The organism is Halorhabdus rudnickae (assembly GCF_900880625.1).
Lineage (GTDB): Archaea > Halobacteriota > Halobacteria > Halobacteriales > Haloarculaceae > Halorhabdus > Halorhabdus rudnickae.
Map to the genome: position 1 here is coordinate 267,625 of NZ_CAAHFB010000006.1, position 22,824 is coordinate 290,448.

Annotated in this window: 26 protein-coding genes; 18 read left to right on the top strand and 8 right to left on the bottom strand. The window is 65.4% G+C overall.

Translation table 11 applies throughout. From position 1 onward, the window contains the following. Nucleotides 1-100 precede the first annotated feature (100 nt). From nreA to BN2694_RS16320, 4 genes are all read left to right on the top strand, one after another. Nucleotides 101-1,381: a DNA repair protein NreA gene (nreA, locus tag BN2694_RS16305; protein WP_135667541.1), complete on the top strand. Its 1,281-nt coding sequence runs from the start codon at nt 101-103 to the stop codon at nt 1,379-1,381. Nucleotides 1,382-2,049: 668 nt separating this feature from the next. Then, on the top strand, nt 2,050-2,646 hold the full coding sequence (locus BN2694_RS16310) for an AAA family ATPase (RefSeq protein ID WP_135667543.1): 597 nt from the start codon (nt 2,050-2,052) through the stop codon (nt 2,644-2,646). Next, a complete protein-coding gene (locus BN2694_RS16315) occupies nt 2,643-3,068 on the top strand; it encodes an RNA-binding domain-containing protein (RefSeq protein WP_135667545.1) in 426 nt (141 codons plus the stop codon). Before BN2694_RS16310 ends, BN2694_RS16315 begins: the two co-directional genes overlap by 4 nt. Next, complete coding sequence (locus BN2694_RS16320; RefSeq protein ID WP_135667548.1) at nt 3,069-3,683, top strand: HAD family hydrolase; 615 nt, start codon at nt 3,069-3,071, stop codon at nt 3,681-3,683. Between the two features lie 13 nt (nt 3,684-3,696). On the opposite strand, the gene BN2694_RS16325 is transcribed toward BN2694_RS16320, so the two are convergent. Together BN2694_RS16325 and BN2694_RS16330 are read right to left on the bottom strand one after the other, a co-directional pair. Then, nucleotides 3,697-4,257, bottom strand: a complete 561-nt coding sequence (locus tag BN2694_RS16325) for a magnesium transporter (RefSeq protein WP_135667550.1) — start codon at nt 4,255-4,257, stop codon at nt 3,697-3,699. Between the two features lies 1 nt (nt 4,258). Beyond that, complete coding sequence (locus BN2694_RS16330; protein ID WP_135667552.1) at nt 4,259-4,834, bottom strand: magnesium transporter; 576 nt, start codon at nt 4,832-4,834, stop codon at nt 4,259-4,261. Between the two features lie 164 nt (nt 4,835-4,998). Here BN2694_RS16330 and BN2694_RS16335 point away from each other — a divergent pair, with 164 nt between their 5' ends. The 4 genes from BN2694_RS16335 to BN2694_RS16350 are packed head-to-tail and all read left to right on the top strand — an operon-like array spanning nt 4,999 to nt 7,444. Continuing rightward, nucleotides 4,999-5,400 carry a hypothetical protein gene (locus tag BN2694_RS16335; protein ID WP_135667554.1) on the top strand — a complete coding sequence of 134 codons (402 nt, stop codon included), beginning with the start codon at nt 4,999-5,001 and terminating at the stop codon, nt 5,398-5,400. A 10-nt stretch (nt 5,401-5,410) separates the two neighbouring features. Then, nucleotides 5,411-5,650 (top strand): sulfurtransferase TusA family protein, encoded by a 240-nt coding sequence (locus BN2694_RS16340; RefSeq protein WP_135667556.1) that lies wholly within the window; start codon nt 5,411-5,413, stop codon nt 5,648-5,650. After that, nucleotides 5,647-6,786, top strand: coding sequence for an NAD(P)/FAD-dependent oxidoreductase (locus tag BN2694_RS16345; RefSeq protein ID WP_135667557.1), 1,140 nt, complete (start codon nt 5,647-5,649; stop codon nt 6,784-6,786). Before BN2694_RS16340 ends, BN2694_RS16345 begins: the two co-directional genes overlap by 4 nt. A 34-nt stretch (nt 6,787-6,820) precedes the next feature. Then, nucleotides 6,821-7,444: a DUF1641 domain-containing protein gene (locus tag BN2694_RS16350; RefSeq protein WP_135667779.1), complete on the top strand. Its 624-nt coding sequence runs from the start codon at nt 6,821-6,823 to the stop codon at nt 7,442-7,444. Nucleotides 7,445-7,589: 145 nt separating this feature from the next. On the opposite strand, the gene gfo6 is transcribed toward BN2694_RS16350, so the two are convergent. Beyond that, the gene (gene gfo6 / locus BN2694_RS16355; protein ID WP_135667559.1) at nt 7,590-8,669 is read right to left on the bottom strand and encodes a D-xylose 1-dehydrogenase Gfo6; all 1,080 of its coding nucleotides are present in this window, start codon (nt 8,667-8,669) and stop codon (nt 7,590-7,592) included. Between the two features lie 34 nt (nt 8,670-8,703). Here gfo6 and BN2694_RS16360 point away from each other — a divergent pair, with 34 nt between their 5' ends. From BN2694_RS16360 to BN2694_RS16385, 6 genes are all read left to right on the top strand, one after another. Then, nucleotides 8,704-8,928 carry a hypothetical protein gene (locus BN2694_RS16360; protein ID WP_135667561.1) on the top strand — a complete coding sequence of 75 codons (225 nt, stop codon included), beginning with the start codon at nt 8,704-8,706 and terminating at the stop codon, nt 8,926-8,928. A 171-nt stretch (nt 8,929-9,099) separates the two neighbouring features. Then, nucleotides 9,100-10,062: an AAA family ATPase gene (locus BN2694_RS16365; protein ID WP_135667563.1), complete on the top strand. Its 963-nt coding sequence runs from the start codon at nt 9,100-9,102 to the stop codon at nt 10,060-10,062. 3 nt (nt 10,063-10,065) lie between these two features. Next, the gene (locus tag BN2694_RS16370) at nt 10,066-11,091 is read left to right on the top strand and encodes a DUF58 domain-containing protein (RefSeq protein ID WP_135667565.1); all 1,026 of its coding nucleotides are present in this window, start codon (nt 10,066-10,068) and stop codon (nt 11,089-11,091) included. A 2-nt stretch (nt 11,092-11,093) separates the two neighbouring features. Further along, complete coding sequence (locus BN2694_RS16375; RefSeq protein WP_244605491.1) at nt 11,094-13,307, top strand: transglutaminase-like domain-containing protein; 2,214 nt, start codon at nt 11,094-11,096, stop codon at nt 13,305-13,307. Nucleotides 13,308-13,459: 152 nt separating this feature from the next. After that, on the top strand, nt 13,460-13,753 hold the full coding sequence (yciH, locus tag BN2694_RS16380; protein WP_135667570.1) for a stress response translation initiation inhibitor YciH: 294 nt from the start codon (nt 13,460-13,462) through the stop codon (nt 13,751-13,753). Nucleotides 13,754-14,169: 416 nt separating this feature from the next. Next, entirely contained in the window at nt 14,170-14,721 is a 552-nt protein-coding gene (locus BN2694_RS16385) for a DUF7342 family protein (protein ID WP_135667572.1), read from the top strand. 48 nt (nt 14,722-14,769) lie between these two features. Here BN2694_RS16385 and BN2694_RS17475 read toward each other — a convergent pair whose 3' ends face one another. Together BN2694_RS17475 and BN2694_RS16395 are read right to left on the bottom strand one after the other, a co-directional pair. Next, complete coding sequence (locus BN2694_RS17475) at nt 14,770-15,114, bottom strand: hypothetical protein (RefSeq protein ID WP_210409008.1); 345 nt, start codon at nt 15,112-15,114, stop codon at nt 14,770-14,772. A 139-nt stretch (nt 15,115-15,253) separates the two neighbouring features. After that, nucleotides 15,254-16,495 carry an NUDIX domain-containing protein gene (locus tag BN2694_RS16395; protein ID WP_135667576.1) on the bottom strand — a complete coding sequence of 414 codons (1,242 nt, stop codon included), beginning with the start codon at nt 16,493-16,495 and terminating at the stop codon, nt 15,254-15,256. A 100-nt stretch (nt 16,496-16,595) separates the two neighbouring features. Here BN2694_RS16395 and BN2694_RS16400 point away from each other — a divergent pair, with 100 nt between their 5' ends. The 3 genes from BN2694_RS16400 to BN2694_RS16410 all read left to right on the top strand — a co-directional run bounded on the left by BN2694_RS16400 (nt 16,596) and on the right by BN2694_RS16410 (nt 19,153). Then, the gene (locus tag BN2694_RS16400; protein ID WP_135667578.1) at nt 16,596-17,090 is read left to right on the top strand and encodes a metallophosphoesterase family protein; all 495 of its coding nucleotides are present in this window, start codon (nt 16,596-16,598) and stop codon (nt 17,088-17,090) included. 333 nt (nt 17,091-17,423) lie between these two features. Further along, nucleotides 17,424-18,176 (top strand): coenzyme F420-0:L-glutamate ligase, encoded by a 753-nt coding sequence (locus BN2694_RS16405; RefSeq protein ID WP_135667580.1) that lies wholly within the window; start codon nt 17,424-17,426, stop codon nt 18,174-18,176. Continuing rightward, nucleotides 18,173-19,153, top strand: coding sequence for a 5,10-methylenetetrahydromethanopterin reductase (locus BN2694_RS16410; protein WP_135667581.1), 981 nt, complete (start codon nt 18,173-18,175; stop codon nt 19,151-19,153). The genes BN2694_RS16405 and BN2694_RS16410 overlap by 4 nt, the downstream gene beginning before the upstream one ends. On the opposite strand, the gene BN2694_RS16415 is transcribed toward BN2694_RS16410, so the two are convergent. From BN2694_RS16415 to BN2694_RS16425, 3 genes are all read right to left on the bottom strand, one after another. Then, nucleotides 19,107-19,328: a hypothetical protein gene (locus tag BN2694_RS16415; RefSeq protein WP_135667583.1), complete on the bottom strand. Its 222-nt coding sequence runs from the start codon at nt 19,326-19,328 to the stop codon at nt 19,107-19,109. The genes BN2694_RS16410 and BN2694_RS16415 overlap by 47 nt on opposite strands. A gap of 143 nt (nt 19,329-19,471) precedes the next feature. Further along, on the bottom strand, nt 19,472-20,638 hold the full coding sequence (locus tag BN2694_RS16420) for an alpha-1 4-glucan-protein synthase (RefSeq protein WP_135667585.1): 1,167 nt from the start codon (nt 20,636-20,638) through the stop codon (nt 19,472-19,474). A gap of 81 nt (nt 20,639-20,719) precedes the next feature. After that, nucleotides 20,720-21,406 (bottom strand): DUF502 domain-containing protein, encoded by a 687-nt coding sequence (locus BN2694_RS16425; protein WP_135667587.1) that lies wholly within the window; start codon nt 21,404-21,406, stop codon nt 20,720-20,722. Between the two features lie 142 nt (nt 21,407-21,548). Between BN2694_RS16425 and BN2694_RS16430 the strand changes: the two genes are divergently transcribed. Continuing rightward, a complete protein-coding gene (locus tag BN2694_RS16430) occupies nt 21,549-22,823 on the top strand; it encodes an MBL fold metallo-hydrolase (RefSeq protein ID WP_135667590.1) in 1,275 nt (424 codons plus the stop codon). The last annotated feature ends 1 nt before the right edge of the window (nt 22,824 follow it).

Genomic DNA, 22,824 nt, shown 5'->3' on the forward strand with positions numbered 1-22,824 from the left:
GGTAGTTGGGGCTTGGCTGTGGGCACCGGGAGGGGGCCGTGACGGCGTCTCGACTCGCGGTCCGTACATTCATACTGCTCTCCCGTGTAGGGACCGACAGATGCGCCTCGACGACTACATCGAGGGCTTCGAACGGGACGAGGCCGCCGAGAAGCGCCGCCTCGCAAAGGAGAAGTCCTACGCGATCACCGACCACCTCGAAGACGTCGAGCGCCAACTGGAGGAGACGCTGTCGGGTGACGCCCTCTTTGGCTCGACCGCCCCGGAGATTTTCGTGGGGCGCTCGGGCTACCCGCAGGTCAACTCCGGCGTGCTTTCGCCGGTCACCGACGATCACGATCCGACGGACTTCGCGACGAGCGGCGACTGGTACGCGAACGGACTCGGGATCGAGGACGTCCTCCAGCGCCGGACGGGGCTGCTCAACTCCCAGCGCTCGGCGAAGGTCGACGTCGAGGACGTCTGGGACGGGTTCGTCGGCACCCAGCGCGAGGTGGCGATCGCCGATCGCCCAGTCGACGTCGAGGTCGGCCTCGATTCGACGCCGGATGTCGATCTCAGCGTCGACGACATCAGCACGCCCACCGGCCCCCGTGCCCGGGCCGAGTCGGCCGATCTCGCGGAGAATCCCCACGTCCCCCGCGCCGTCGAGAAGACCCTCGAAGACGACGACTGGCGGGCCGAGGGGGCGATGACCTACCTCTACCGGAAGGGCTTCGACGTCTACGACGTGAACAATATCCTCTCGGCGGGTGCGCTCGGACAGGGCGCCAATCGGCGGCTCGTCCCGACGCGGTGGTCGATCACTGCCGTCGACGACACCGTTGGCCAGTACCTCCGAGGCCAGATCCGCAACGCACCCACCATCGACGAGACCCAGGTCTGGTACAACGAGTACATGGGCAACAGATACTGGATCGTCCTCACACCCGGCGACTGGGAGTTCGAACTCGTCGAGATGAAAGCCCCCGAGAGCGTCTGGAATCCGGTCGGCGAGAGCCACTATCTCGCCAGTGCTCACGAGGGCTACGAGGGGCGATCGAGCTACGTCAAGGAGACTGCCGGGGCCTACTATGCCTCACGAGTGGGCGTGCTCGAACACCTCACTGACCTGGGTCGGCAGGCAAAGTGTCTCGTGTTGCGGGAGGTCACGGACGACTACTGGGCGCCGGTCGGCGTCTGGCAGGTCCGGGAGGGCGTCCGGAACGCCTTCGACGACCCCGGCGGACTGGCCGACGACATTGCGGGCCGGTACGGTGTCGCCGAAACCTTCCGGGACGCGGTGACGAACGTTACCGAGCAACTCCCGGTCTCACTGGGGGCGCTCCGCCGGAAGTCCGAGATGGTCGCCGGTCTGCAAGCGACGCTCTCGGACTTTTGAGACTGGTCCCCCGCGTCGGCGTGTCCCTCTGACTTCGCTGACGGTGAACACGTCGTTTCCAGCGTCGACGGGGCGATCCGCGCCACCAGTTCGGGCGCGTCAGCGTCCGGGAGTCCCTCGATGACGTCTCGGGTGCGCTCGGCCGTTCGCTCGATTGGCTCGGCGGTCACCTCCGTGCGATAGAATCCCGTCGTGAATCGCGACTGCCACCCGGGAGACGACTCGCTGCTCGTCTTTCGATTCCGCAGGATCGAACCGCCAGCGCCCCTCAGAATACACTGAGGCCGTGGGCGTCCTGTGCGTGCTCGATGAGGTCCTCCGTCGTCTCGAAGGACTCACCACAACTGCACGTGTGATACCCCGGCTCGGGTTGCTGGCTTGTCGCCATATTCGGACGATAGGGCTAGTCCCTAATAATCGTTTATTATGATTTGGTAACAATCCACAAACATCGTGATACCATCTCTCAAACAATCTAAGTACGAGTTTCTCGCTTTGAATGTTTGATAACAGGCGACAGTATCGAAGAAATCTGGACGGATGTAAAATGATATTCGTCGGGGATGGACCTCACGACTGGGGGGACCCGCGTTTGCCACAGTTCGGGGACGAGCGTCCGGGAATCGGGAGTCACAGTTCTTATGGCTGCCGTCGGCCAATCCTCGCCAATGACTGTCTACGGAATCGTGGGTCTGCCCGGCAGCGGCAAGAGCGAGGCCGCCGCAGTGGCCCGCGAACTGGACGTGCCGGTGGTCACGATGGGTGACGTGATCCGGCAGGCGTGTCGGGACCGCGGACTCGACCCGTCGACCCACCACGGGGAGGTAGCCAGAGCGTTGCGGGACGAGAACGGCCCGGCCGCGATCGCCGAAGCCTCGCTCTCCCACATCGAGGATGGACTCGAAACGAGCGAACACGTCGTCGTCGACGGGATCCGTTCGGACGTGGAGGTCGAGTGTTTTCAGGAAGCCTTCGGCGCGGACTTCCTGCTGGTGAGCGTCGAGGCTCCCTTCGAGACGCGGGCTGAGCGACTCGACCTCCGGGGGCGCGACGCCGCGGTCTCGGAGGGCGGCGAGAGTCTCGAAGCGCGCGACGAGCGCGAACTCGGCTTCGGCATGGGCGAGGCGATGGACATGGCCGACGTGACCATCGAGAACGTCGATACCCTCACGGACTTCCAGGAGCGCGTCGAGACGCTGCTGACTGACGGCCCGTCGACACTGCTTGCGGACGAGCGGGTCGAACTCGCGAGGGAGAACTCATGAGCGGCGTCTACAGTGTCGACGTCGAGATCACGGCCCCGGTTTACGATACCGAAGTGACCGACCGGGTCGCCGACGCGATCACGAATATCTTCCCGAACGCCGAGGTCGAACACCGGCCGGGCGAACTCCACGCCGAGACCCACGACCTCGAACACTTCTCGGAACTGCTGCATCGCCGGGAGATCCTCGATACGGCCAGGGGTGTTTTCTTCGACACTCGTCAGGGAGACCGCTTCACCTTCACGCTGAAAAAACAGGCCGCCTTCGAGAGCGTGGTGACGTTCTCGGTGGGCGAACCCGACGAACTCGGCGAGATCCACGTCAGCGTCCGCGTTGCGGAACCCGACGTGGAATCGTACATCGATCACGTCGCGCCGCCGACCGAGGACGGCCGCCCGATCGATCCCAACGGGAACGCTTGAATGTCGACGGCAATCTTCTTCGATCTCGATGGAACCCTGCTCACGTTCGAGGAACCCTACGAGGAGATCGTCGCGGACGTTCTGCGCGGGACTGTCGCCGATCCGGCCGCCGCGAGCGAGCGGTTCCTCTCGACCTTCGGCGAGCACTTCGACGCACTCGAACCGGACCCTTACCTGGCCGGAATGGAGGCGGTCTGTGAGAGTGAGGGCCTCGACGCCAAGCCGGACGAACTGGTTGGTGCGCTACGCAGAGCCGAATGTGAGCGAACGACTGTGAGCGAGGACGCCCGTGAGAGTCTTGTGGCACTCGGCGCAGAGAACGCCCTGGGCGTGCTGACCGACGGCGTCGGCGATTTCCAGCGCGCGAAACTGAAACACCACGGACTACTGGACCACTTCGAGACTGTGATCGTCTCCGACGACATCGGCGCACACAAACCAGACGCGGCGATGTTCGATCGTGCGCGCGAGTCGATCGACGCCGAGGAGTACGTCATGGTGGGAGACACCGACGCCGACGTCGAAGGTGCTCGCGAGGCCGGGTTCGTTCCGGTCCGCGTCGAGCACGGCGAGGACATGCCGGACTTCTGGTCGACGCTGCGAGCGCTGGTCTGATTTTCCGACTGTCCTACACCAGTATCTGGACGACGACGAACAGCACCACCACGCCAAGCACGTCACAGACGTTCGTGACGACGGGGATCACCACGTCGTCGGGATCGAGTTCCAGCCGATAGGCCACGTACGTCGCTACGACGGTTACTACGATCGCCAGGATCGACAGCACCGCGCCGCTGGTGACGGCAACGGCGAGCACCGTCGTCACTGACAGGGCTGGCCCGCCAGTGAGCACACCTAAGCCCCATGCGCCAACGCCGATCACGGGAAAGACCGACACCGCCAGTGCGACCGTAGCGACGGCATTGCCCAGCAGTCGATCGTCGTCGACGGCAAAGGAGAGCGTCCCGAGGTGAAACGCCGTCGAGAGTCGCGCGGCCAGCATGGACCCGAGATTGCCTGCCGTCCCGATTGTGACGGGTACGAGGATCAACAGCGAGGGGTAGGTTAGCAGATCGGCTTGGAAACTCCCGAGGACGAGCCCGCTGCCGATCTCGATCGTAGTCAACACGAGCAAGACTGGCAACATCGCTCGCGTGATCGCCCGGACCGTCCAGTCGGTTCGGGCCACGTCAGCCGACCCCCCAGATGACGAGCCTGGCGGCGAGCAGCAGGGCGCCCATCCCGAAGACATCCCCCGCAGTCGTGACCAGCGGCCCCACCAGCGTGTCAGGGTTGTACCCGCGACGGAAGCCCGCGAAGACGAACAGGACGACCGTCGTCGCCAGCGCGAGTCCGGAGAGCAACCCGGAAATGACGGCGACAACCACGAGAATCGCCAGACTGGCAGCGGGTCGAGCCAGCCAGGCGAGCGCCGCTGTCGCCACGACGGCCGCGAAGGCGCTGGCGAGCAGGCCGTTGGCGATCGCCGCCGCGACCGCCCGTAGCAGGCGATCGTCGGCCTCACTCACGCGCGGTTCGAGCAACCCCTGGTGGAGCGCGGTCGCGATCCGCGCACCTAGCGACCCGTAGACGTTCCCTCGTGTGGCGAGCAACGCCGGGACCAGGACGAGCAACCCGTCGATCGCAGTCAGTTCTGCCCGCATCCCGCCGAGGACGACACCAGCGAGCAAGCCGCCCACGAGGCTGGCCGAAAGTGCCGGCAGCCCCTCCCTGTAGGCCCGGGCGGCCACCTCGCGGACGGTCATTGCCGGACAGATGACCGGCCGCCTCAAAAAACGACCGAGTGGGTACTCCTTCCGTGTCGACGTATCCCAATAGCCACGCGACGACTGATCTGTTTTCTCACTATCTTGGAATGATTGCGAAATACTATAACGTCCGGGAACCAATCCGAATGTGTGAGACAGCTATGACAGGATACGCAGTGGTCCTCGCATCCGGAGAGTTGGAGCGTGTACAGGCAGTCAGCATGATCAGCTCGATCGCGGCGTCCTCGGACACGCCAGTACAGGTATTCGTAACGATGAACGGCCTTTCGGCCTTCGAGAAAGACCGCATCGAGAGCGGTGATTTCCAGGTGGCCGGGCCGGCCGGCGAAGCGATGCTCCAGGGCGGTGGCGACGAGGTCCCGCTGTTCTTCGAGCAACTCGAACGCGCAAAGGGAATCGGTCCGCTCGAGGTCTACGCCTGCGAGATGGTGATGGACATCATGGATACGGATCTCGACGATTACGTCGACGTCTTCGACGACACGCTTGGTGTCGCCGGCTTCCTGAAACGTGCATCGGACAAGCAGGTGCTGTTCGTCTGAGGTGACCACCATGAGTGACACACCAACCCCAGATATCGAACTCGACTCGCGCGGCGCAACCTGTCCCGGCCCGCTGATGGACCTCATCGGGAAGGTCAAAGAGGTCGAAGCCGGGACCGTCATCGAACTGCTGACGAGCGACGAGGGTTCGAAGAACGACGTGCCCGAGTGGCTCGAAGAGGCAGGGCACGAACTGGTAACGATCGAAGAACACGACGACCACTGGGCCATCTACGTCGAGACCACATGACCGAAGAGATCGTCGTCGTCGGTGGCGGCACCGGCGGCACTGTCCTGGCGAACCGACTCGCCGAGCGACTCGGGTCGGCGATCGACGCCGGCGACGCCCGCGTGACCGTGATCAACGACGGCGAGGACCAGCAGTACAAACCCGCCTACCTCTACGTCCCCTTCGGCAAGAAGACCGTCGAGGAGGCACGGCGGCCCCTGTCGGATCTGCTGGACCGCCGGGTCGATCTTCGCGTCGATCGCGTGACGGGGATCGACACCGACGGGAAGTCCGTCGCGCTCGAAGACGGCGGCGAACTCGGCTACGATCACCTCGTGATGGCGACGGGCGCGAACCTCGCCCCAGAGGAAGTCCCAGGTCTCGCTGAAGGGGGCCACCACTTCTACGGACCTGCGGGCGCCGAGGCTCTCCGTGACGAACTGGCCGACTTCGAGGAGGGCCATCTCGTGCTATCGGTCATCGGCGTGCCCCACATGTGTCCGGCGGCCCCCCTCGAGTTCGTCTTCATGGCCGACGACTGGCTGCGCCGTCGCGGACTCCGCGAGGACGTCGAAATCACCTACACGTACCCGATCCAGCGCGCCCACGGCCTGCAGTCGGTCGCCGACTGGGCGACGCCGAAACTCGCGGAACGGGACATCAACGTCGAGACGTTCTTCAACGCCGAGACGGTCGATCCCGACGAGAGAGTCCTGGAGACGATGGAGGGCAACGAACTCGAGTACGATCTGCTCGTGGCGATCCCGCCCCACACTGCCAGCGAGCTGGTCAGTGAATCCGGACTGGGCGACACCTGGATCGACGTCGACCGGGCGACACTGGAAGCTGAACACGCCGACGATGTCTACGCGATCGGCGACGTGGCCGACGTCCCGACGAGCAAGGCCGGCAGCGTCGCCCACTACGAGGCGGGCGTCGTCGCCGACCGGATCGCCAGCCGCGTTCGTGGGGAAACCCCGACATCCGCATACGAAGGCAAGACGGTCTGTTTCATCGAGACCGGCATGGACGAGGCGACGTTCGTCGAGTTCGCGTACGGTGACGAACCGACCATGCGCGAACCCTCCAAACCCGTCCACTGGGCGAAACTGGGCTACAACGAGTCCTACTGGTTGACCGCCAGAGGGCTCCTGTGAGGTGGTTCGCGTGAGCGACTCCGAAACCGCGGCGATGGACGACGAGACCGACGCGCCGGCCGACCTCGAATCGCTGGTCGCGGACAACCCCGAGGAGGTCGCCCGTCTGCTCGAACGCCTCGGGCTGGTCAACGATCTGCTGGACGCCGCCGACGTCGCCACCTCGGCGATGGACGACGAGATGATCCAGTCGCTGGCCGGAACGGGAACGAATCTCGGGCTGGCCGCCAACGAAATTGCCACCGACGAGACCGTTCAGTTGGGCGAAGCCGTCGGGCAAAACGCCGACGACCTCGCCGACGGTGTCGAGAAAGTCGCCGAGCTGCAGCGGACGGGCACGCTCGACGATCTACTCGACCTGGCCGAACTCGCCTCGCTGGCGAGCGCTGCGATGGACGACGAGATGGTCATGTCGCTTGCTTCGACCGGAACGCGACTTGGCGAGGTCGCCGACACCGCAGCGGACGACGACATCGCGCGCGGACTGGAAGACGCACTGGCGGCGCTGGGCGAGGCGACCAGCGAGGAACCCGAAGAAGTCGGCGCGATCGGGTTGCTGAAGGCCACTCGAGACCCCGACGTCAAGGCCGGGTTGGGCGTCGTGATCGCACTGGCCCGGGCGCTCGGCCAGCAGACCCACAACCCGTCCGAGGCCTAACTCCGCCCGTGTCGGCCGACCGGCATGGTGTACTCATCACAACGCCACCCTCGATTCAGTGAGCGAGGGTGATTCTGCCTTGCTCGTTCCTTCGTGAACCGACGGTTTCCCATCCGGAAGACGTCGTGCACTCTCCTTCGCGCCTTCACCTGTCGACGGGTACTGTCTCGCCCGTCTCGGCGGATTCGTAGATCGCATCGATGGCTCGCATGTCCAGGCAGCCGTGCTCGCCATCCGGTCCGGGATCCCGACCCGACAGCAGGCACTCGGCGAAGTACGCGAACTCCTCTTCGAGCTGGTGGACCTGGCTGACGTCGATGTCGATCCGCTCGCCGTCGCGTCGGATCTCCAGGCCACGGTCCTCACGCTCGAAGAACGCCGGGTCGATGATGACCTGTCCATCCGTGCCGGTCACCCGGAGGAAGCTGTCGTGGTAGGCATTGTGGTTGGCCGTGAACAGCACGGGGACGTCACCTTCGAAGGTCGCCCGGACGGCGACCTGCTCTTCGACATCGGCAAACGCCTCGTGGGTCGACCCGATCGAAGCGGAGACTCGCTCGGGATCGGCGTCAAGCAGGAACCGCGTCGTGTTCAGCGGGTAGATCCCGATGTCCATCATCGCGCCGCCACCGGCGAGGTCGGGGTCCAGTCGCCACTGCTCGCCAGCGTCGCCCTCGAGTTCGGCGATCATCCGCTGGGACATGTTGCCCTGTACTTGCACGACTTCGCCGATCGCACCCGCCTCGATCACTTCCTTGCTTCGCCTGACGACGGGATCGAGGTGCATCCGATAGCCGATCATCAGCGAGACGTCGGCCCGCTCACAGACCTCGACGAGTTGGGCCGCCCGTCGGGCGTCGGCTTCCATCGGCTTCTCACAGAGGACGTCTGTGCCGGTCGCGGCCGCCGTCTCGACGTACTCCAGGTGGGTCGCGTTCGGCGTACAGACGTAGACGGCGTCGTACTCGGTCTGGGCGACACCGTCGTGGAACTCCCCGGGCGTGAGGTGGGTCATGCCATGCTCGTCGGCGAGTGCCTCGGCACGTTCGGGATCGACGTCGACGATCACCGTCGGCTCGGTGTGGGCGGCGCGTTCGACCCCCGGTAGCGCCCACTCGCGGGTGAACCACCCGGCACCGATCAGCGCCAACCGGACCGTCCCCTCGAGGTCGTCAGTCTCCCAGTCCCGGCGGCCGAAGTCCTCGAAATGCTCGGTGAGATTCACGCCGCTATTTACGGCGTATCCGAGGAAATACGCTGTGGGTCCCGCAGGTGCGTGGTCGACGCGCCAGTCTCGGCTGGCGAAACGGACGGCGGATCGTCTTCAGCCCGGCGTCCGGACCGGTCTGGTCGCTTCCCGTCGGACGGCGCTCGGTGACGTGGTCGTGCAGTTCGAGTCCGTCGAGGCCAGCCATCCAATCGTCGCTGATCACGCAGTCGATCGGCAGATCGCCGTCGTCCCACACAGACATCAACTACCGTGACCCACAAGTACGCCAGTCACATATATTGTGCCGTGTATCCATGGGACGCGCCCACAATCAACAGTCAGTCCCGCGAGTGCCGCGGCGAACGATCGGAGTCACGTCGGCCGACGAGAGGGCTAGGCGGGCGGACAGGGGCAGACACCAACACGCCGTGGGTCGAGACGAACCATGACGGGGACTGAACCGACCGCGGCAAGTCGGTCCCACGACGAGGCAGTCGAGGAGGTAGGGGAGACGGTCGGGCGCGTCATCGAGTCCGTCGGGGAGGTCATCGTCGGTCACCGCGAGGTCGTCGAACACATTCTCACGGCGATGCTCGGCCGGGGACACGTTCTCTTGGAGGACGTCCCCGGTGTCGGCAAGACGATGCTCTCGCGGGCGATTGCGGCCTCCTTCGACAGTTCGTTCAAGCGCATCCAGTTCACGCCGGATCTGCTTCCCTCGGACGTGACGGGGGCGAGCGTCTACAACCAGGAGACCGGGGCCTTCGAGTTTCGGCCCGGCCCTATCTTCGCCAACGTGGTGCTTGGCGACGAGATAAATCGGGCACCGCCGAAGACCCAGAGTGCGCTGCTTGAAGCAATGGAGGAAGAGCAGGTCACAGTCGACGGCAAGACACACGCGGTCCCACAGCCGTTCACCGTCATTGCGACCCAGAACACCGTCGAGCGCGACCGAACCTACGATTTGCCGATGGCCGAACTCGACCGCTTCATGAAGAAACTCGAACTCGGCTACCCCGGGGAGGAGGAGGAAAGTGAGATGCTCGAACGGGTCGTCGGGAGACATCCGATCGAGGCGGTCGATCCGGTCGCGACGCTGTCGGACCTCGAGACGGCTCGGGAGGTGACCGCGAACGTGACCGTCGAGAAACCGATCCGGGAGTACGTGACCCGACTGGCGCGGTACACGCGCGAACACGCCGAACTCGGTGCGAGTCCGCGGGCGTCGTTGCTGTTGCTCCGGGCGGCCCAGGGCCGGGCTGTTCTCGAGGGACGTGGCTACGTCGTCCCCGACGACGTACAGATGGAGGCCGAAGTCGTCTTCCCCCATCGACTCCGTACGCGCCTCGACGAGACGACGGCTGCCGGACTGTTCGAGGAAATGATCGAGGCAGTCCCCGTCGAGTGATCCATGCGACTGACTCGACGCGGGTGGGCGGTGGTCGGGGCGGCCCTCGCCACCGTTCTCGTGGCGTGGGTGTTCGGGAGTCGGGCGCTGAACGCCGTCGCCGTCACGGCGGTGATCGCCCTCGCGGTCGGCGCCGTCCAGCTTCGGCTGGCCGATCGCCCCTCGATCGAGCGCTCGACGCCCGCGCCCGGGTTCCCGGCTGAGACCCGGACCGTCACGCTCGCCGCGAGCGGCACCCGTGGAACGATCGTCCACGTGACGGACGATCTCTCGGACGGGCTGGGGGCGGCCGGAAACGACTTCGAGGGGACGCTGCCGGTCGAGATAGCCTACGAACTGACGCTGGCAGAGCGGGGCCGACACACGGTTGGCCCGGCGACGATTCGACTGCGCGATGCACTCGGTCTCTTCGAGCGAGCGGAGCGCCTCGAGGAGCGGACGTCGGTGCTCGTCTATCCGTCCGTCTCCGACGTCTCCGGGTCGGAAACGCTGTCGGCGATCGTCCAGAAAGCCCGGACGTCGGAGCGACAGGAGATCGACCGGCTCCGGGAGTACGTGCCGGGCGATCCGCTGCGCGACATCGCCTGGAAGGCCAGTGCCAAGCGGCTACCGGAGTTCGTCGTCGTCGAGTTCGCCGGCCAGGAGTCGACCGGTACCGTCGAACTCACGGTTTCTGCGACCCGCGAGCGGATCGACGATGCCGCGGGCGCCGCCGCCAGCATCGCCCTGTTTCTCTTGGAGATGGGGCTGGACGTCGGAGTGACGGCTCCTGACGGACACCTCGATGCGGGCAGCGGCCGGCCCCACCGCGGTGACGTGCTCAGGTTGCTGGCCGAGACCGGGCCGGGAACGCTCGACGAGCGCACCTGGGACGACGCTGATGTCCGGATCGTCGGTGAGGACGACGCCGTTACCGTCGATACCGCGGACCGAACGCTCGCTTTCGAGACCATCCGGACGGGCGAGCGGGCGATCGACCTCCCGGCACGGTCGGGCGGACCGGACCGGACGGAGGTGTCCGCCGCGTGAGGATGGACGAGGGGCGTGTCGGTACGGTATTCGAGCGCGTGTCCGTGCCCGCGCCGCTTCGAGTGCTGGCATTGGGGGCCACGCTGTTAGTGATCGGCTCGTTCGTCGGCGTTCTCTATCACGTAGTCGACGTGATCAGCGATCCCCGGACGTTCCTGACGATCGTCGCGCTGACGTTCGTGGGGACGACGGTGCTCGCCCGGTATCTGACTGACCGGGTGGCAGTCGTGCTGGCGGCGCTCCTGCTGGTCGGCGGACTGGGCTGGTATATCACCGGGCTGCCCCGCGTCGGCTTTGAGCTGTGGCCCCACGTCCGCTACACCATTGCCCTGCTGACGGGTCAGTCCGTGCTGGCGATCGTCAACCTCCAGACGTGGGTGCTCGCAGTGACGCCGGCTCCCGTGTTCCTGACGTGGTATCTCGCTGTCAGGCGTCGCTACGTCGCCGGCGCTGGCGTCGGCGGCACGACGACCCTGTTTTTCGTCCTGACAGGCGATGCCGGGCCAGAATTGGCACTGCTCGGGGTCGTCGGCGTGGTCGCGCTCGTCGGCGTCGGCGAACTCGATCGACTCGAGGCGTCGGTCGGCGACGCCGACATCGTCGCGACGGTCGTGGCCCTGGTCATCCTCACGTCGGCGACAATCACGCTCGTTCCGACCGGGATGGGGTACACGTTCTCGCCCGATACCGGTCTCAACAAGCCGGGGTTTGGCGAATCCGGAACGGCCGACACGATCGAGGGCAACCTGCTCGAAGCCGACTCCGAATTCCAGATTCTCGGGAGTCTCGAACTCTCCTCGTCGGTCCGCTATCGTGTCCGGAGCAACGAATCCGAATACTGGCGGGTCGGCGCCTACGACCTCTACACTGGCGATGGATGGATCCGGCAGGGATCGACCGGGTCGCTTGACCGTCGGCTCGGAACGCCGGCCGGCCGGGATCGCGTCGTCGAGCAGACCTACCGGCCGTTGACGGAGATCCGGACGATGCCGGCTGTCTGGCGGCCGCGGGCCGTGACTGGCTTGCCTGCGGAGTCCGCACGCGCTACCAGCCTGGGCGGGTTGCGACCGTCACGGACGCTTGCGCCCAACGAGACCTACCGCGTCGAGAGCGCCGTCCCGGTCGCGACGCTGCCGGAACTTCGGGCCGCCCAGCAGGACTACCCGGCGACGATCGCGGACCGGTACCTCCAGTTGCCGGATAGTACACCCGACAGAGTCGGTGCCCGGACCGGGCGGCTGACCGCCAACGCCGACAACCCCTACGACACGGCACGGGTGATCGAAGACTGGCTGGAATCCAACCGGGAGTATTCACTGAACGTTTCCCAGCCGTCGGGTGACGTGGCCGATGCGTTCCTCTTCGAGATGGAGCGGGGCTACTGTACGTACTACGCGACGACGATGACGGTTATGTTGCGGAGCCAGGGCATCCCGGCACGCATGGTCGTCGGATACGGGCCGGGCCAGCGCGTCAGCGAGAACGAGTGGGTCGTCCGCGGGCACGACGCCCACGCCTGGGTCGAGGTGTACTTTACGGACATCGGGTGGGTCCGATTCGATCCGACGCCGTCGGGGCCGCGGGACTCGGTCAGACAGACCGATCTGGAGACCGCCCGCGAGAGCGGGGGCGCGAACGTCGACACCAACGACAGTCAGCGCGGCGAGTGGACGCCGACGCCGACGACTGAGGGTGACGAACCGGACGCAGCCAACGGGACCAGTCAGTTCGTCACGCCGATGGTTCAGGGCGAACAGGTGCCGGTGGACGTCACCCTGACGCCGAACGGCGAATCATCGGGCCAGTCCGGTTCGGGAACGGACACCCGGACGGAGACGGGCATCACGACCGTCGGGTTGCCGACGGCCCAACAGGCAACGCTGGGGCTGCTTGCCTTGTTGGGGATCGTCGGCATGGCACACCGAACCGGGGTGAGTCGGCGGGCCTATCGGGCCGTCTGGCTGCGCTGGCAACCCCGGGGAGACCCCGAAACAGACGTCGAACGCGCCTCCGAGCGACTGTCTGCGTTGCTGGCACGCCGACATCGACCACGCCGACAGGGTGAGACTGTCCGGACGTACCTCGACGCGGTTGACGCCGACGACCGTGCCCGGCGCGTCGCAGCCATCCGGGAACGAGCCATATACGGTGGGACGGTCAGCGAGGCGGCGGCCGAGGAAGCCGTCGAACTGGTCGACGAACTCGCCAGGGAGTGACGGGGACGCCGTCGCGTAGCTATCAGAGAAGAACTATTTCGACGTACGTCCCGTGAGAACGTCAGTCAAGCGGGCGCTGGCGGTCGCTTTTCGGTAGTAGCGTGGCAAATCCCGACAGTGTTTAATAGGAAGATTCCCAACAACGGACTGTAATGTCGGAAGTCTGCTCGACGTGCGGGTTGCCTGAGGAGCTCTGCGTCTGTGAAGACGTCGCCAAGGAGTCCCAGGAGATCAACATCCGCATCGACGAGCGCCGTTACGGGAAAGAGGTAACGATCATCGAAGGGTTCGATCCGAGCGACGTCGACATGGACAGCCTGTCTTCGGACCTCAAATCGAAGTTCGCGTGTGGGGGTACCGTCGAGGACGGCCAGATCGAACTCCAGGGCAATCACACCGGGCGCGTCGAGGATTTCCTCCGCGAGAAAGGGTTCAACGTCGCCTGACTCCCTGCTGTCGGGGCGCGCCGCGAGTCCCGCCGGTAGCTTCGTGCTTTTCTCGTCACGAAAGATCGACGGTCGAAACCCCGCTGAACAGGGGCGACTGACTACCGTTACGATCGAGAATCGACCGCTGAGGACACGAATCGGGACCGATAGTCGGAGCTATCGGGCCGGCTGTGTCCTGGGGGCTCGCCCAGGAGAATCGACGGTGGCTCGGATGAGCTTCTCATCAGAAGGGGCTCAGTGGGGGTAACTGCTCGTCATCGCCACCGTCAGGGTGTAGCGGACCGATCCTGAAAAATACACGTATTCTCCGTGCGACCGAGAGATCGACTAGATCCGACGCAGCACTCTCAGATATTCAAGAGGCCATGACTTTAAATGAGGGGAAGACGAACGTCAGACTAGAGGAGCCTGGAATGACGGACGATCCACGCAAGGACACGCAGTCTTGGACAGCGGCGACGAGCGCACGCGAACGGGTCCAGTCGGTCGCGGAGACGCTTCGTGAACCGCGCTCGACTAACTGGATCAGCGAGCAGGCGGACGTTGCCTGGAGCACAGCAAACGAGGCGCTCGAAGATCTGCTCGAACAGGGTCGACTCCAGCGGATCGACAGCGACGACGCAACCCGGTATCAGCCGGATCGGACACAGTTGTTCTTCGACGAGATCCGGACGCTGATCGAGGAGAACACGCGCGAGGAACTCCGGAGTGAACTGGCGACCATCACCGCCGAGATCGAAGACTGGCAGAAAGCCTACGACGTGGACTCCTGGGAAGGGTTAGAGCAGACCCTCGCCGACGACGCGCTGTCGAGTGCCGAGATCAGCGAACGGCGCGATGTCATCTCGTTCTGGCAGGAGAACGAGGCAGATCGAAAGATCCTCAAACACGCCCTGGCGCTGTATGCCGACGTCGAAGCGTCCCGCGAGGGGATGCGATCCATGGCCGAGCGAGCGAGGAGTTAACGTTCGATGCTGTTTCTCGCCGGCCGGGATCGTTACACGCAACGAACGCTACTCCGGAGGGTCCACGACAGGCTTTCGAAACATGCCGGCTGTGAGAGCGTTCGATATAGCCCATCTCGGCGACGACCGCGTTACGTACTTGCCGACGTCAAGACGGCGGTGTTCTTCGGCGATTCCTACGATCCCGGGACCGCACGGCTGGAAATACGATTCTGGTATCCCCGCGACGTCGACTATGCCTTCTATCGTCTGAACTGGATCGAACCCGAGCGAGATCTTATGCTCGGATTCCACCGGGACGCCGACCATTCCGATCTCGGACCGTGTCACGTCCAGGTTGACTACGAGGGGACGACGGTCGATCGCCACGCGGCCGATTTTCTCGACGTACATCCACTGTCTGTCCTCGAAGACCGCCTCACGCAACTTCCGGTCGTGCTTTCGGCTGTTCGATGGGAAGACAATCAGCCTTCACTTCCAGAATCGCCCGTCTGAGACGGGGCCTGTATATTCCAACGTCTCGACTTTCGACTCAGGCCGCCCAGTCGGCGTTCTCCCGGTGGTCCGCTGCCACGGTCTCGATACCCGCCGGATCCAGCACGCCACGGTCGGTGGCGATCGCGTCAATCACGTCCGGCGGCGTCACGTCGAACAGCGGCGAGCAGACCGACAGATCGCTCGGGCCATCGTAGACCGTCTCGGGGCCGGCTGACTCGATCACAAGGTCGCCATTGGGGCTGACCTTATCGGCGGCCGCGACGACGAGAAATTCGATACCGTCGTGGGCAGCAGCGAGCGCGGCTGCCCGCGTGCCGACCTTGTTGAGGACGGCCCCGTCGGGACGGATCGCGTCGGCACCGACGAGGACGGCCTCGGCGCCCCACTCGTGGATCGCCCACGCGAGACCCGCGTCGCTCGACAGCGTCACGTCGGTTTCCCCAGCCAGTGACTCGGCGACGGCGACCCCCTCTCGACCGGGACGGGACTCGGCGATCAGGACCGCGTCGGGTTCGACCCGTTCGAGTGTCGCGCGGACGGTACCCGATCGAGAGAGCGTCGCGATCCGTTCCGGGAGGCGGTCGGCAACGGCGCTCACGGCCGCCTCGTCGGCCGAGAGCCCCTCGGCGATGACTTCGCGGGCGTACTGCTCGATGCGTTCCGGCGTGTGTTGTGCCCTCGTCATCACCCGGTTGATGCGGTTCGTGACGACCGGCATCGAGGGGCGCACGTCGCGGAGTTCCCGGGCGATATCGGCGACGCCGGACCAGTCGCCGTCCGGTCCCCACGCGGCCAGTCCTGCCTCGTCGCGCAACACTTCCAGCGCCCGGACGGATAGCCATGCCGAGCCGTGTTCGCGATCCTCCCCGACGGTCTCGACAGTCGGTCGCACGCGATCGTACGAACCCCAGAGGTCCGGAACGGTCTCCCGACGGAGGATCTCGGTGGGATGGGTCCACTCGAACTCGCTGGTCTCCCAATCGACCTCAACCTCGCGGTGCTCGCTTTCGAAGAGGTACGGATGGACGACCCAGTGTGTCCCGCGTTCGTCGTCGACGACGTCGAAGGCCTCGCCACGCCGTCGGAGTGTGACGGCCTCTGCCAGTCCGGTTTCCTCGGCGATTTCTTCTCGGGCGGCGGCGTCGGGATCGCCCTCGGCGTGGCCGGCGACGGCTCCCCACTGCCCGCGGTAGGAGCCCACCGCCTCGCTACGGCGTAACAGCAGCACTTCGGCGTCGTGCCGGAGGAAGCAGGTGACGACGTCGGTCTTCTCCATGACAGCGGGTTGGGGGCGGGTCCCAAAGAAGGTACGGCGCGGAGACCCGACAGTCGGGAGTGACACGGGAATTAAGGCCGTCCGTCCACGACGGCGCGACATGGACGTCGCCATCGTCAGTGATTCACACGTCCCGACCAGGGAACCCGGGATACCGGACTGGGCGCTCGAACGCATGCGAGGTGCGGACCACGTCATCCACGCCGGTGACTTCGACTCCTCGAAGGCGCTCGCGGACGTCCGCGGCGCCGCCAAGCGTCTGACGGCCGTCGCTGGCAACATGGACCCGCGAGCGCTGGGCTTGCCGACGGTCGAGACCGTGACGCTGGGCGGCGTCAAGTTCGTCGTCACGCACGGAACGGGTTCGCGTCAGGATTACGAACCCCGAGTCGCTGGGATCGTCGCCGAACACGCGGGTGAAGGGCCGACAGTCGGCGTCGCCGGTCACACCCACGAACTGCTGGACGAGGTCGTCGACGGCGTGCGCCTGCTCAACCCCGGGAGCGTCACGGGCGCGTCCCCGGCAACGGAGGCGACCATGTTACTCGCCGAAGTCGCCGACAGCGAGATCGATGTGACCGTCCATCGAGGATAGTGAGACCGAGCGGAGCGAGGTCTCATTGAAAGTGAACGGTGAGCGTAGCGAGCCGTGAACAGCGAGGCCGACCGCAGGGAGGCCTCGACACAGGCGAGCGGTGAGTGAAACGAACCGCGAGAAGTGAGACCGAGCAAAGCGAGCCCTCGGTATCTCGAACGGCGAAGCCGTGAGAGCGTAGCGAGCCGTGAACAGCGAGGCCGACCGCAGGGAGGCCTCGACACAGGCGAGCGGCATCTGAGAGATGCCGCGAACAGCGATAGGGCGGTTTCGACGGCGGCCGAACCGGCCACGACCGGGCGACTTTTGGCGGGTCCCACCGGAGTCGACGGCATGGAGGTCTTCGCGGTCGAGGGACTGCCGGAGGTCCGTCCCGGCGACGATCTGTCGGCGCTGATCGACGAGCACGTCGACCTGCAGGATGGCGATGTCCTCACCGTCGCCAGCACGATCGTCTCGAAGGCCGAGGGCCGGCACGCGGATCTGGCAGACTTCGATCCCGGCGACCGGGCGCGGGAGATCGCTGCCCGGATCGGCGACGTCGCTGGCGAACGAAAGGACCCCCGATTCGCGCAGGCGGTCATCGAACAGAGCGAAGAGATCATCCTCGCGTCCCCGTTCATCCTGGCGGTCACACGCTTCGGGCACATCACCGTCAACGCGGGCATCGACCGCTCGAACGTGCCCGGCAGTGATCTGCTGTTGCTGCCCGAGGATCCCACGGCGAGTGCGACGGGATTATGCAAGGCACTCGACGTTCCCGTAATCGTCACGGACACGTCGGGGCGGGCGTTCCGCCAGGGCCAGCGTGGCGTCGCAGTCGGCTGGGCCGGCCTGCCGGCGTGTCGGGACTGGCGCGGCGAGTACGATCGGGAGGGACGAGAGATGACGGCGACCGTCGAGGCGGTCGCCGACGAACTCGCGGCCACAGCCAACCTCGTCACTGGTGAAGGAAGCGACGGACTCCCAGTTGCGGTAATTCGCGACTGGGAGTTCGGCGATCACGCCGGACACGACGCGCTGTTTCGCGACCGCGAGAGCGATTTCGTCCGCCAGGCACTCGCCGACTACGAATACGACCCATGAACGCGATCGAACTCACCCCTGAACACCCGGTCGAAGAGGTAACGCAGCTGGCGGAACGCGCCGAAGCGGCGGGCTTCGACGCCGTCTTCGCCAGCAACCACTACAACAACCGCGACCCGTTCCTGACGCTTTCGTCGATCGCCCGGGCGACCGAGACGATCGATCTGGGCCCGGGCGTGGTCAACCCCTACGAGACCCATCCCGTCCGGCTGGCTTCGCGGATGGCCACCCTCCAGGAGGTCAGCGATGGTCGCGGCCTGTTCGGTATCGGTGCCGGGGACGCGTCGACGCTGTCGAACCTGGGCGTCGAACGCGAGTCGCCGCTGCGCCGAGTGCTGGAGGCGTTCAAGGTTGCACAGGACCTCTGGGCCGGTGAGACTGTCAACCACGACGGGACGTTCCAGGCGACGGACGCGAGTCTGAACTACGCGGTCGAGGAGATCCCCGTCTACGTGGGCGCACAGGGCCCGCACATGCTCCGGATGAGCGCGAAACACGCCGACGGCGTGCTGGTCAACGCGGCCCATCCCCGGGACCTGGAATGGTCGGCCGAGCGGATCGAGGAGGGCCGCGCCGAGCGTCCGGCGGACCGTGGGGCGGTAGACGTGGCCGCATACGCGAGTGTCAGCGTCGCCGATGACGGCAAGGCAGCACGGGAGGCCGCCCGCCCACCTGTCGCGTTCATCGCCGGCAGCGCCGCGCCGCCGGTGCTGGACAGACACGATCTCGATCACGACCGCGCGGCGACGATCGGCGAGGCGATCGGACGTGGAGACTTCGAGGAAGCTTTTGGAGCGGTGACTCCGGCGATGATCGACGCATTCGCGATCGCCGGAACCGTCGAGACCGTCGCCGAGCGGATCGCCACGGCTCGCGAGCACGTGGACAGTTTCGTTGTTGCGTCGCCGCTGGGCCCCGATCTGGAGGGGGCTATCGACCTCGCGGCCGATGCTCTCGCGCGGGCCGGAACGGACTGAACAGGTCGAGGACCGCTCCCAGCGAGAGGACGCCACCCGCGAGCACTGCCAGGCCGACGAACAGCGCGCCGAACGCGATCAGAACCGCGCCGATGGGATCGTGCATCGCGACGTCGGCGAACTTCGCCGGCATCTCGACGATGCTATCGAGAAGCTTAGTGAGGAACGTGGCCATGGGTTTAGTTCACAGGCACGGTACTTGGGTGCTTGGACAGCGGAAGTGAAGCTTGGCCCGCGGAAGTGAAACTTGGCTCGTGGAAGTGAAAGCCGGCCCGGAGACGGTTGGCAATCACACCGGCTGCCGGAGCACCAGACCGATCAGTCCGTCGTCGCGGCGGCCCGCGATTCGATCGCTTGCCCGCCCTCGAGAGCTGCCAGGCAGTCCAGCCACTCCTGCAGGTGTTCGCCACAGTAGGCGAGGAACTCGCTGTTCTCCCACTCTGTGGCGTCGGCACCGATCAGTTCCGCAGCCACTGCGTCGGCGACCTCGCGATAGGAATCGGCATCCTCTCCGGCGCGGTCGAGGAGTTCCCAGACGTGTTCGTTGAGTTCCAGTCCGGCGACCTCGTTCGCCAGGTCGCCGAACGTGGAACGTGGGGCTTTGTTGTGTTCACAGAGGGGATCGCCGTTGTATATCTGCTTGCCGAGGACGTCGGCAGCACGCTTGAGGACGAGGCCGGACCAGATGTCGTCGAACCGCCCGACATCCCAGGGGTTGTCGTCCATCGGGAACTGGTAGAACGCGGGAACGACCTCCCGGCGGAAGGCCAGATTCATCGAGCAGACGGTGAGATAATTGTCCGGCGCGACTACGAAGTCCCGGCCGAAGTCCTCGGCCGTGGTGCGGGTCTGGGCTTGCCCCTGCAGGTCGCCGTCCATGAGGATCCGCACGGCATCGAGATCGGGGACGTTCGTCCACAGCCCCTGGGAGGCCACGACGTCATCGACATCCGTGGTCGTCTCGCTCCAGTCCTCGTCCATGGCGCTGTAGGGATATCCCCGGGGGTAGAGGTCGGACTCGGACTGATAGAGCACGTTGACCCAGTCCTCGTCGGATTCGACGGCGGTGACTTCCCCTTCGTGGTGGAGGTTCGCGAGGTGGGTCCCGAAGAAGTCCACATCGTCGTGTGGCAACGTATCGTCGTCGATGAAGACGCCGTACTCGAAGTGATCATATGCCCAGAGATACAGCAGCCCGAAAGATGTCTGGGCGTGACTGGCCGCCGGGATCAGGTGGTCGTACTCTTCGATCCCCTGCTCGCGGAACCACTGCTCGCGGGCGCTCCCGTCGAAGACAGCGCCGTCGAGTCCTTCCTCGTCGAGCATCCGCTCCATCGCCTCGGTGTCACAGAAGTCCTCCGTGACGAGGACGACGAACAACCGTTCGAGATCGAACCCGTGCTTGCGGGCGTTCTCGGCGTACGCCCGGACGGACTCGTAGTCCCGTATCGTCGGCACGATTATGCAGACGTCCTGGGTCGGCATTATCGCACGATTATTTAGGGTAGCCTAAAAAGTTGCTGGTCCCGGCCCTTCGCGACGCTCCCGGACAATCCCATCTTCGTGTCAGTCGGGCCTGTCGGCCTCGAGATCGTCGACATCGGGAAGGTCAACGTCAGTCGCTTCGGCCAGGCGCTCGATCCCGGTCTGGTCTTCGGCCATACCGGTCGTCATCAGCAGGCGAATCGCCCGCCGGACGCTGATGTCGACGTCGTAGGTGTCGGTTTTCGGGACCAGCAGGAGTCGCCCGCCGGTCACGTTCGGGCTGGTGGGGACGAAGACGTTGAACGCCTCGCCGGCGACTGTCTGGACGGATTCGGGACTCTCGGCGGTGACGAACCCGATCGAGTAGACGCCGTCGCGGGGATACTCGACGAGAACCACGTTCTCGTAGCGGTTCTCCCGGTTGCGCAGTGCGTGGGTCATCTGACGGACGCTCGTGTAGATGACACTCACCACCGGCACGAGGCCGAAGGCACGGTCGAACCACGCGAACAGCCACTGGCCGATCGACCGCTGGGCGAGATACCCGAGGATGGTCACGACGAGGACCAGCGTGATCGCAGTGATGGCCTGGGCGACGAGTGTGATGTTGGCAGTGTACTGTGAGAGCGCAGTCGCTTCGACGATAGGGTTGACGAAGCCCGACGCCCAGCCGATCAGCAACCGCAGCGCGACGATGGTGACTATCAGCGGGGCCACGAAGAACACCCCCGCGATGAAGCTTCGACGTATCGTCTTGGTCCGAACCATCGTCCATATCGAGCCACGGGAACGTCTTAACTCCCGGCGCCTGACGGTGTCGACCCGATGATTGCCGTCCGGTCGCGCCTCAGCGGTCGAAGACACGATCGGATCGACGCCCCCAAACCAGTCCGGCCGCTACGGGATAGCGATGAACGTCCGGTTTCTCGGTGGCGTCCGCGAGATCGGCCGCAGCGGGGTGTTGATCGACGGCGACCTGCTGATCGACTTCGGTATGAAGACGGCCACGCCCCCGCAGTTTCCGCTGGATGCCGACCCCGAGGCTGTCGTCGTGAGCCACGGGCACCTCGACCACGTCGGGATGATCCCCGCCCTGTTGTCGGGGGATCGCCGGCCATCGATTCACTGGACGCCGCCGACACGGGAGCTCGCACTGACGCTGGCGCGGGACACACTGAAGCTCCACGGGGGCACCTACGACTGCCCCTTTACCGAACAGGAGGTCAAACGCGTCACACAGGTCTCGGAAACCCACGGCTACCGCGAGACGTTCGAGGCGGCGGGCTACGCGGTCACCTTCTTCGACGCCGGCCACATTCCCGGCAGTGCCCACATTCTGGTCGAAGATAGCGAGTCCCGAAGCGCCTCCGGAAATCGGACGCAGTCCGATGATGGGGGGACGCGACTACTGTATACGGGGGACTTTCATACGGACGATCAGCGATTGGTCGCCGGAACGACTGCCCGCCCCGAAGCCGACGTGGTGATCACCGAAAGCACCTACTCGGACGTGACCCACGAAGCCCGGGCGGCGATCGAGGAACGCTTCGCCGAGAGCGTCAGGACGACGCTGTGGGAGGGCGGGACGGTCGTCATCCCGGCGTTCGCGATCGGGCGCACCCAGGAAGCGATGCTAATCTGTGACGCGTACGACATACCCTGTTACGTCGACGGAATGGGCACGCACGTGACTGAACTGATCCGTCGTCACCCGGAGTTCGTCCGCGATCCCGAAGCGCTGCGCCGGGCGAAATCTCACGCCCGGTTCGTGGATGGTCGCGACGGCCAGCGCGAGCGCATTGCGGCCCAAAACACGGCGATCATCACCACTTCGGGAATGCTCTCGGGTGGCCCGGCGATGACCTACGTTCCCGAGATTCGCGATCGGCCGGTGAACAAGATCGCGATGACCGGCTATCAGGTCGAAGGGACCCCGGGCCGGGAGTTACTGGAGACCGGCCGCGCCGAGATCGACGGCCAGGTCATGCCTGTTGCGGCCCAGGTCGAACAGTACGACTTCTCGGCCCACGCCGACCGCGACGGCCTGCTCGCCTTCCTCGATCAGTACCGTAACTCGCAGGTTCTCGTCGTCCACGGCGACCGCTGTGAGGCTTTCGCCGGAGAACTGTCCGAAGACGGGTTCGACGCCGCGGCCCCGGAACGCGGGGACACGATCGAGCTGTGAC

Excerpts from the sequence above, each read along its gene's own strand:
- BN2694_RS16310 (WP_135667543.1), top strand. The coding sequence starts at position 2,050 with ATGACTGTCTACGGAATCGTGGGTCTGCCCGGCAGCGGCAAGAGCGAG.
- BN2694_RS16330 (WP_135667552.1), bottom strand. The coding sequence starts at position 4,834 with ATGACCGTCCGCGAGGTGGCCGCCCGGGCCTACAGGGAGGGGCTGCCG.
- BN2694_RS16420 (WP_135667585.1), bottom strand. The coding sequence starts at position 20,638 with ATGCCGACCCAGGACGTCTGCATAATCGTGCCGACGATACGGGACTAC.
- BN2694_RS16400 (WP_135667578.1), top strand. The coding sequence starts at position 16,596 with ATGGACGTCGCCATCGTCAGTGATTCACACGTCCCGACCAGGGAACCC.
- BN2694_RS16345 (WP_135667557.1), top strand. The coding sequence starts at position 5,647 with ATGACCGAAGAGATCGTCGTCGTCGGTGGCGGCACCGGCGGCACTGTC.
- BN2694_RS16375 (WP_244605491.1), top strand. The coding sequence starts at position 11,094 with ATGGACGAGGGGCGTGTCGGTACGGTATTCGAGCGCGTGTCCGTGCCC.
- BN2694_RS16370 (WP_135667565.1), top strand. The coding sequence starts at position 10,066 with ATGCGACTGACTCGACGCGGGTGGGCGGTGGTCGGGGCGGCCCTCGCC.
- BN2694_RS16415 (WP_135667583.1), bottom strand. The coding sequence starts at position 19,328 with ATGGCCACGTTCCTCACTAAGCTTCTCGATAGCATCGTCGAGATGCCG.
- BN2694_RS16320 (WP_135667548.1), top strand. The coding sequence starts at position 3,069 with ATGTCGACGGCAATCTTCTTCGATCTCGATGGAACCCTGCTCACGTTC.
- BN2694_RS16395 (WP_135667576.1), bottom strand. The coding sequence starts at position 16,495 with ATGGAGAAGACCGACGTCGTCACCTGCTTCCTCCGGCACGACGCCGAA.
- BN2694_RS16315 (WP_135667545.1), top strand. The coding sequence starts at position 2,643 with ATGAGCGGCGTCTACAGTGTCGACGTCGAGATCACGGCCCCGGTTTAC.
- BN2694_RS16365 (WP_135667563.1), top strand. The coding sequence starts at position 9,100 with ATGACGGGGACTGAACCGACCGCGGCAAGTCGGTCCCACGACGAGGCA.
- BN2694_RS16410 (WP_135667581.1), top strand. The coding sequence starts at position 18,173 with ATGAACGCGATCGAACTCACCCCTGAACACCCGGTCGAAGAGGTAACG.
- BN2694_RS16405 (WP_135667580.1), top strand. The coding sequence starts at position 17,424 with ATGGAGGTCTTCGCGGTCGAGGGACTGCCGGAGGTCCGTCCCGGCGAC.
- BN2694_RS17475 (WP_210409008.1), bottom strand. The coding sequence starts at position 15,114 with ATGTACGTCGAGAAAATCGGCCGCGTGGCGATCGACCGTCGTCCCCTC.
- nreA (WP_135667541.1), top strand. The coding sequence starts at position 101 with ATGCGCCTCGACGACTACATCGAGGGCTTCGAACGGGACGAGGCCGCC.
- BN2694_RS16340 (WP_135667556.1), top strand. The coding sequence starts at position 5,411 with ATGAGTGACACACCAACCCCAGATATCGAACTCGACTCGCGCGGCGCA.
- BN2694_RS16430 (WP_135667590.1), top strand. The coding sequence starts at position 21,549 with ATGAACGTCCGGTTTCTCGGTGGCGTCCGCGAGATCGGCCGCAGCGGG.
- yciH (WP_135667570.1), top strand. The coding sequence starts at position 13,460 with ATGTCGGAAGTCTGCTCGACGTGCGGGTTGCCTGAGGAGCTCTGCGTC.
- BN2694_RS16335 (WP_135667554.1), top strand. The coding sequence starts at position 4,999 with ATGACAGGATACGCAGTGGTCCTCGCATCCGGAGAGTTGGAGCGTGTA.
- BN2694_RS16425 (WP_135667587.1), bottom strand. The coding sequence starts at position 21,406 with ATGGTTCGGACCAAGACGATACGTCGAAGCTTCATCGCGGGGGTGTTC.
- BN2694_RS16385 (WP_135667572.1), top strand. The coding sequence starts at position 14,170 with ATGACGGACGATCCACGCAAGGACACGCAGTCTTGGACAGCGGCGACG.
- BN2694_RS16350 (WP_135667779.1), top strand. The coding sequence starts at position 6,821 with ATGGACGACGAGACCGACGCGCCGGCCGACCTCGAATCGCTGGTCGCG.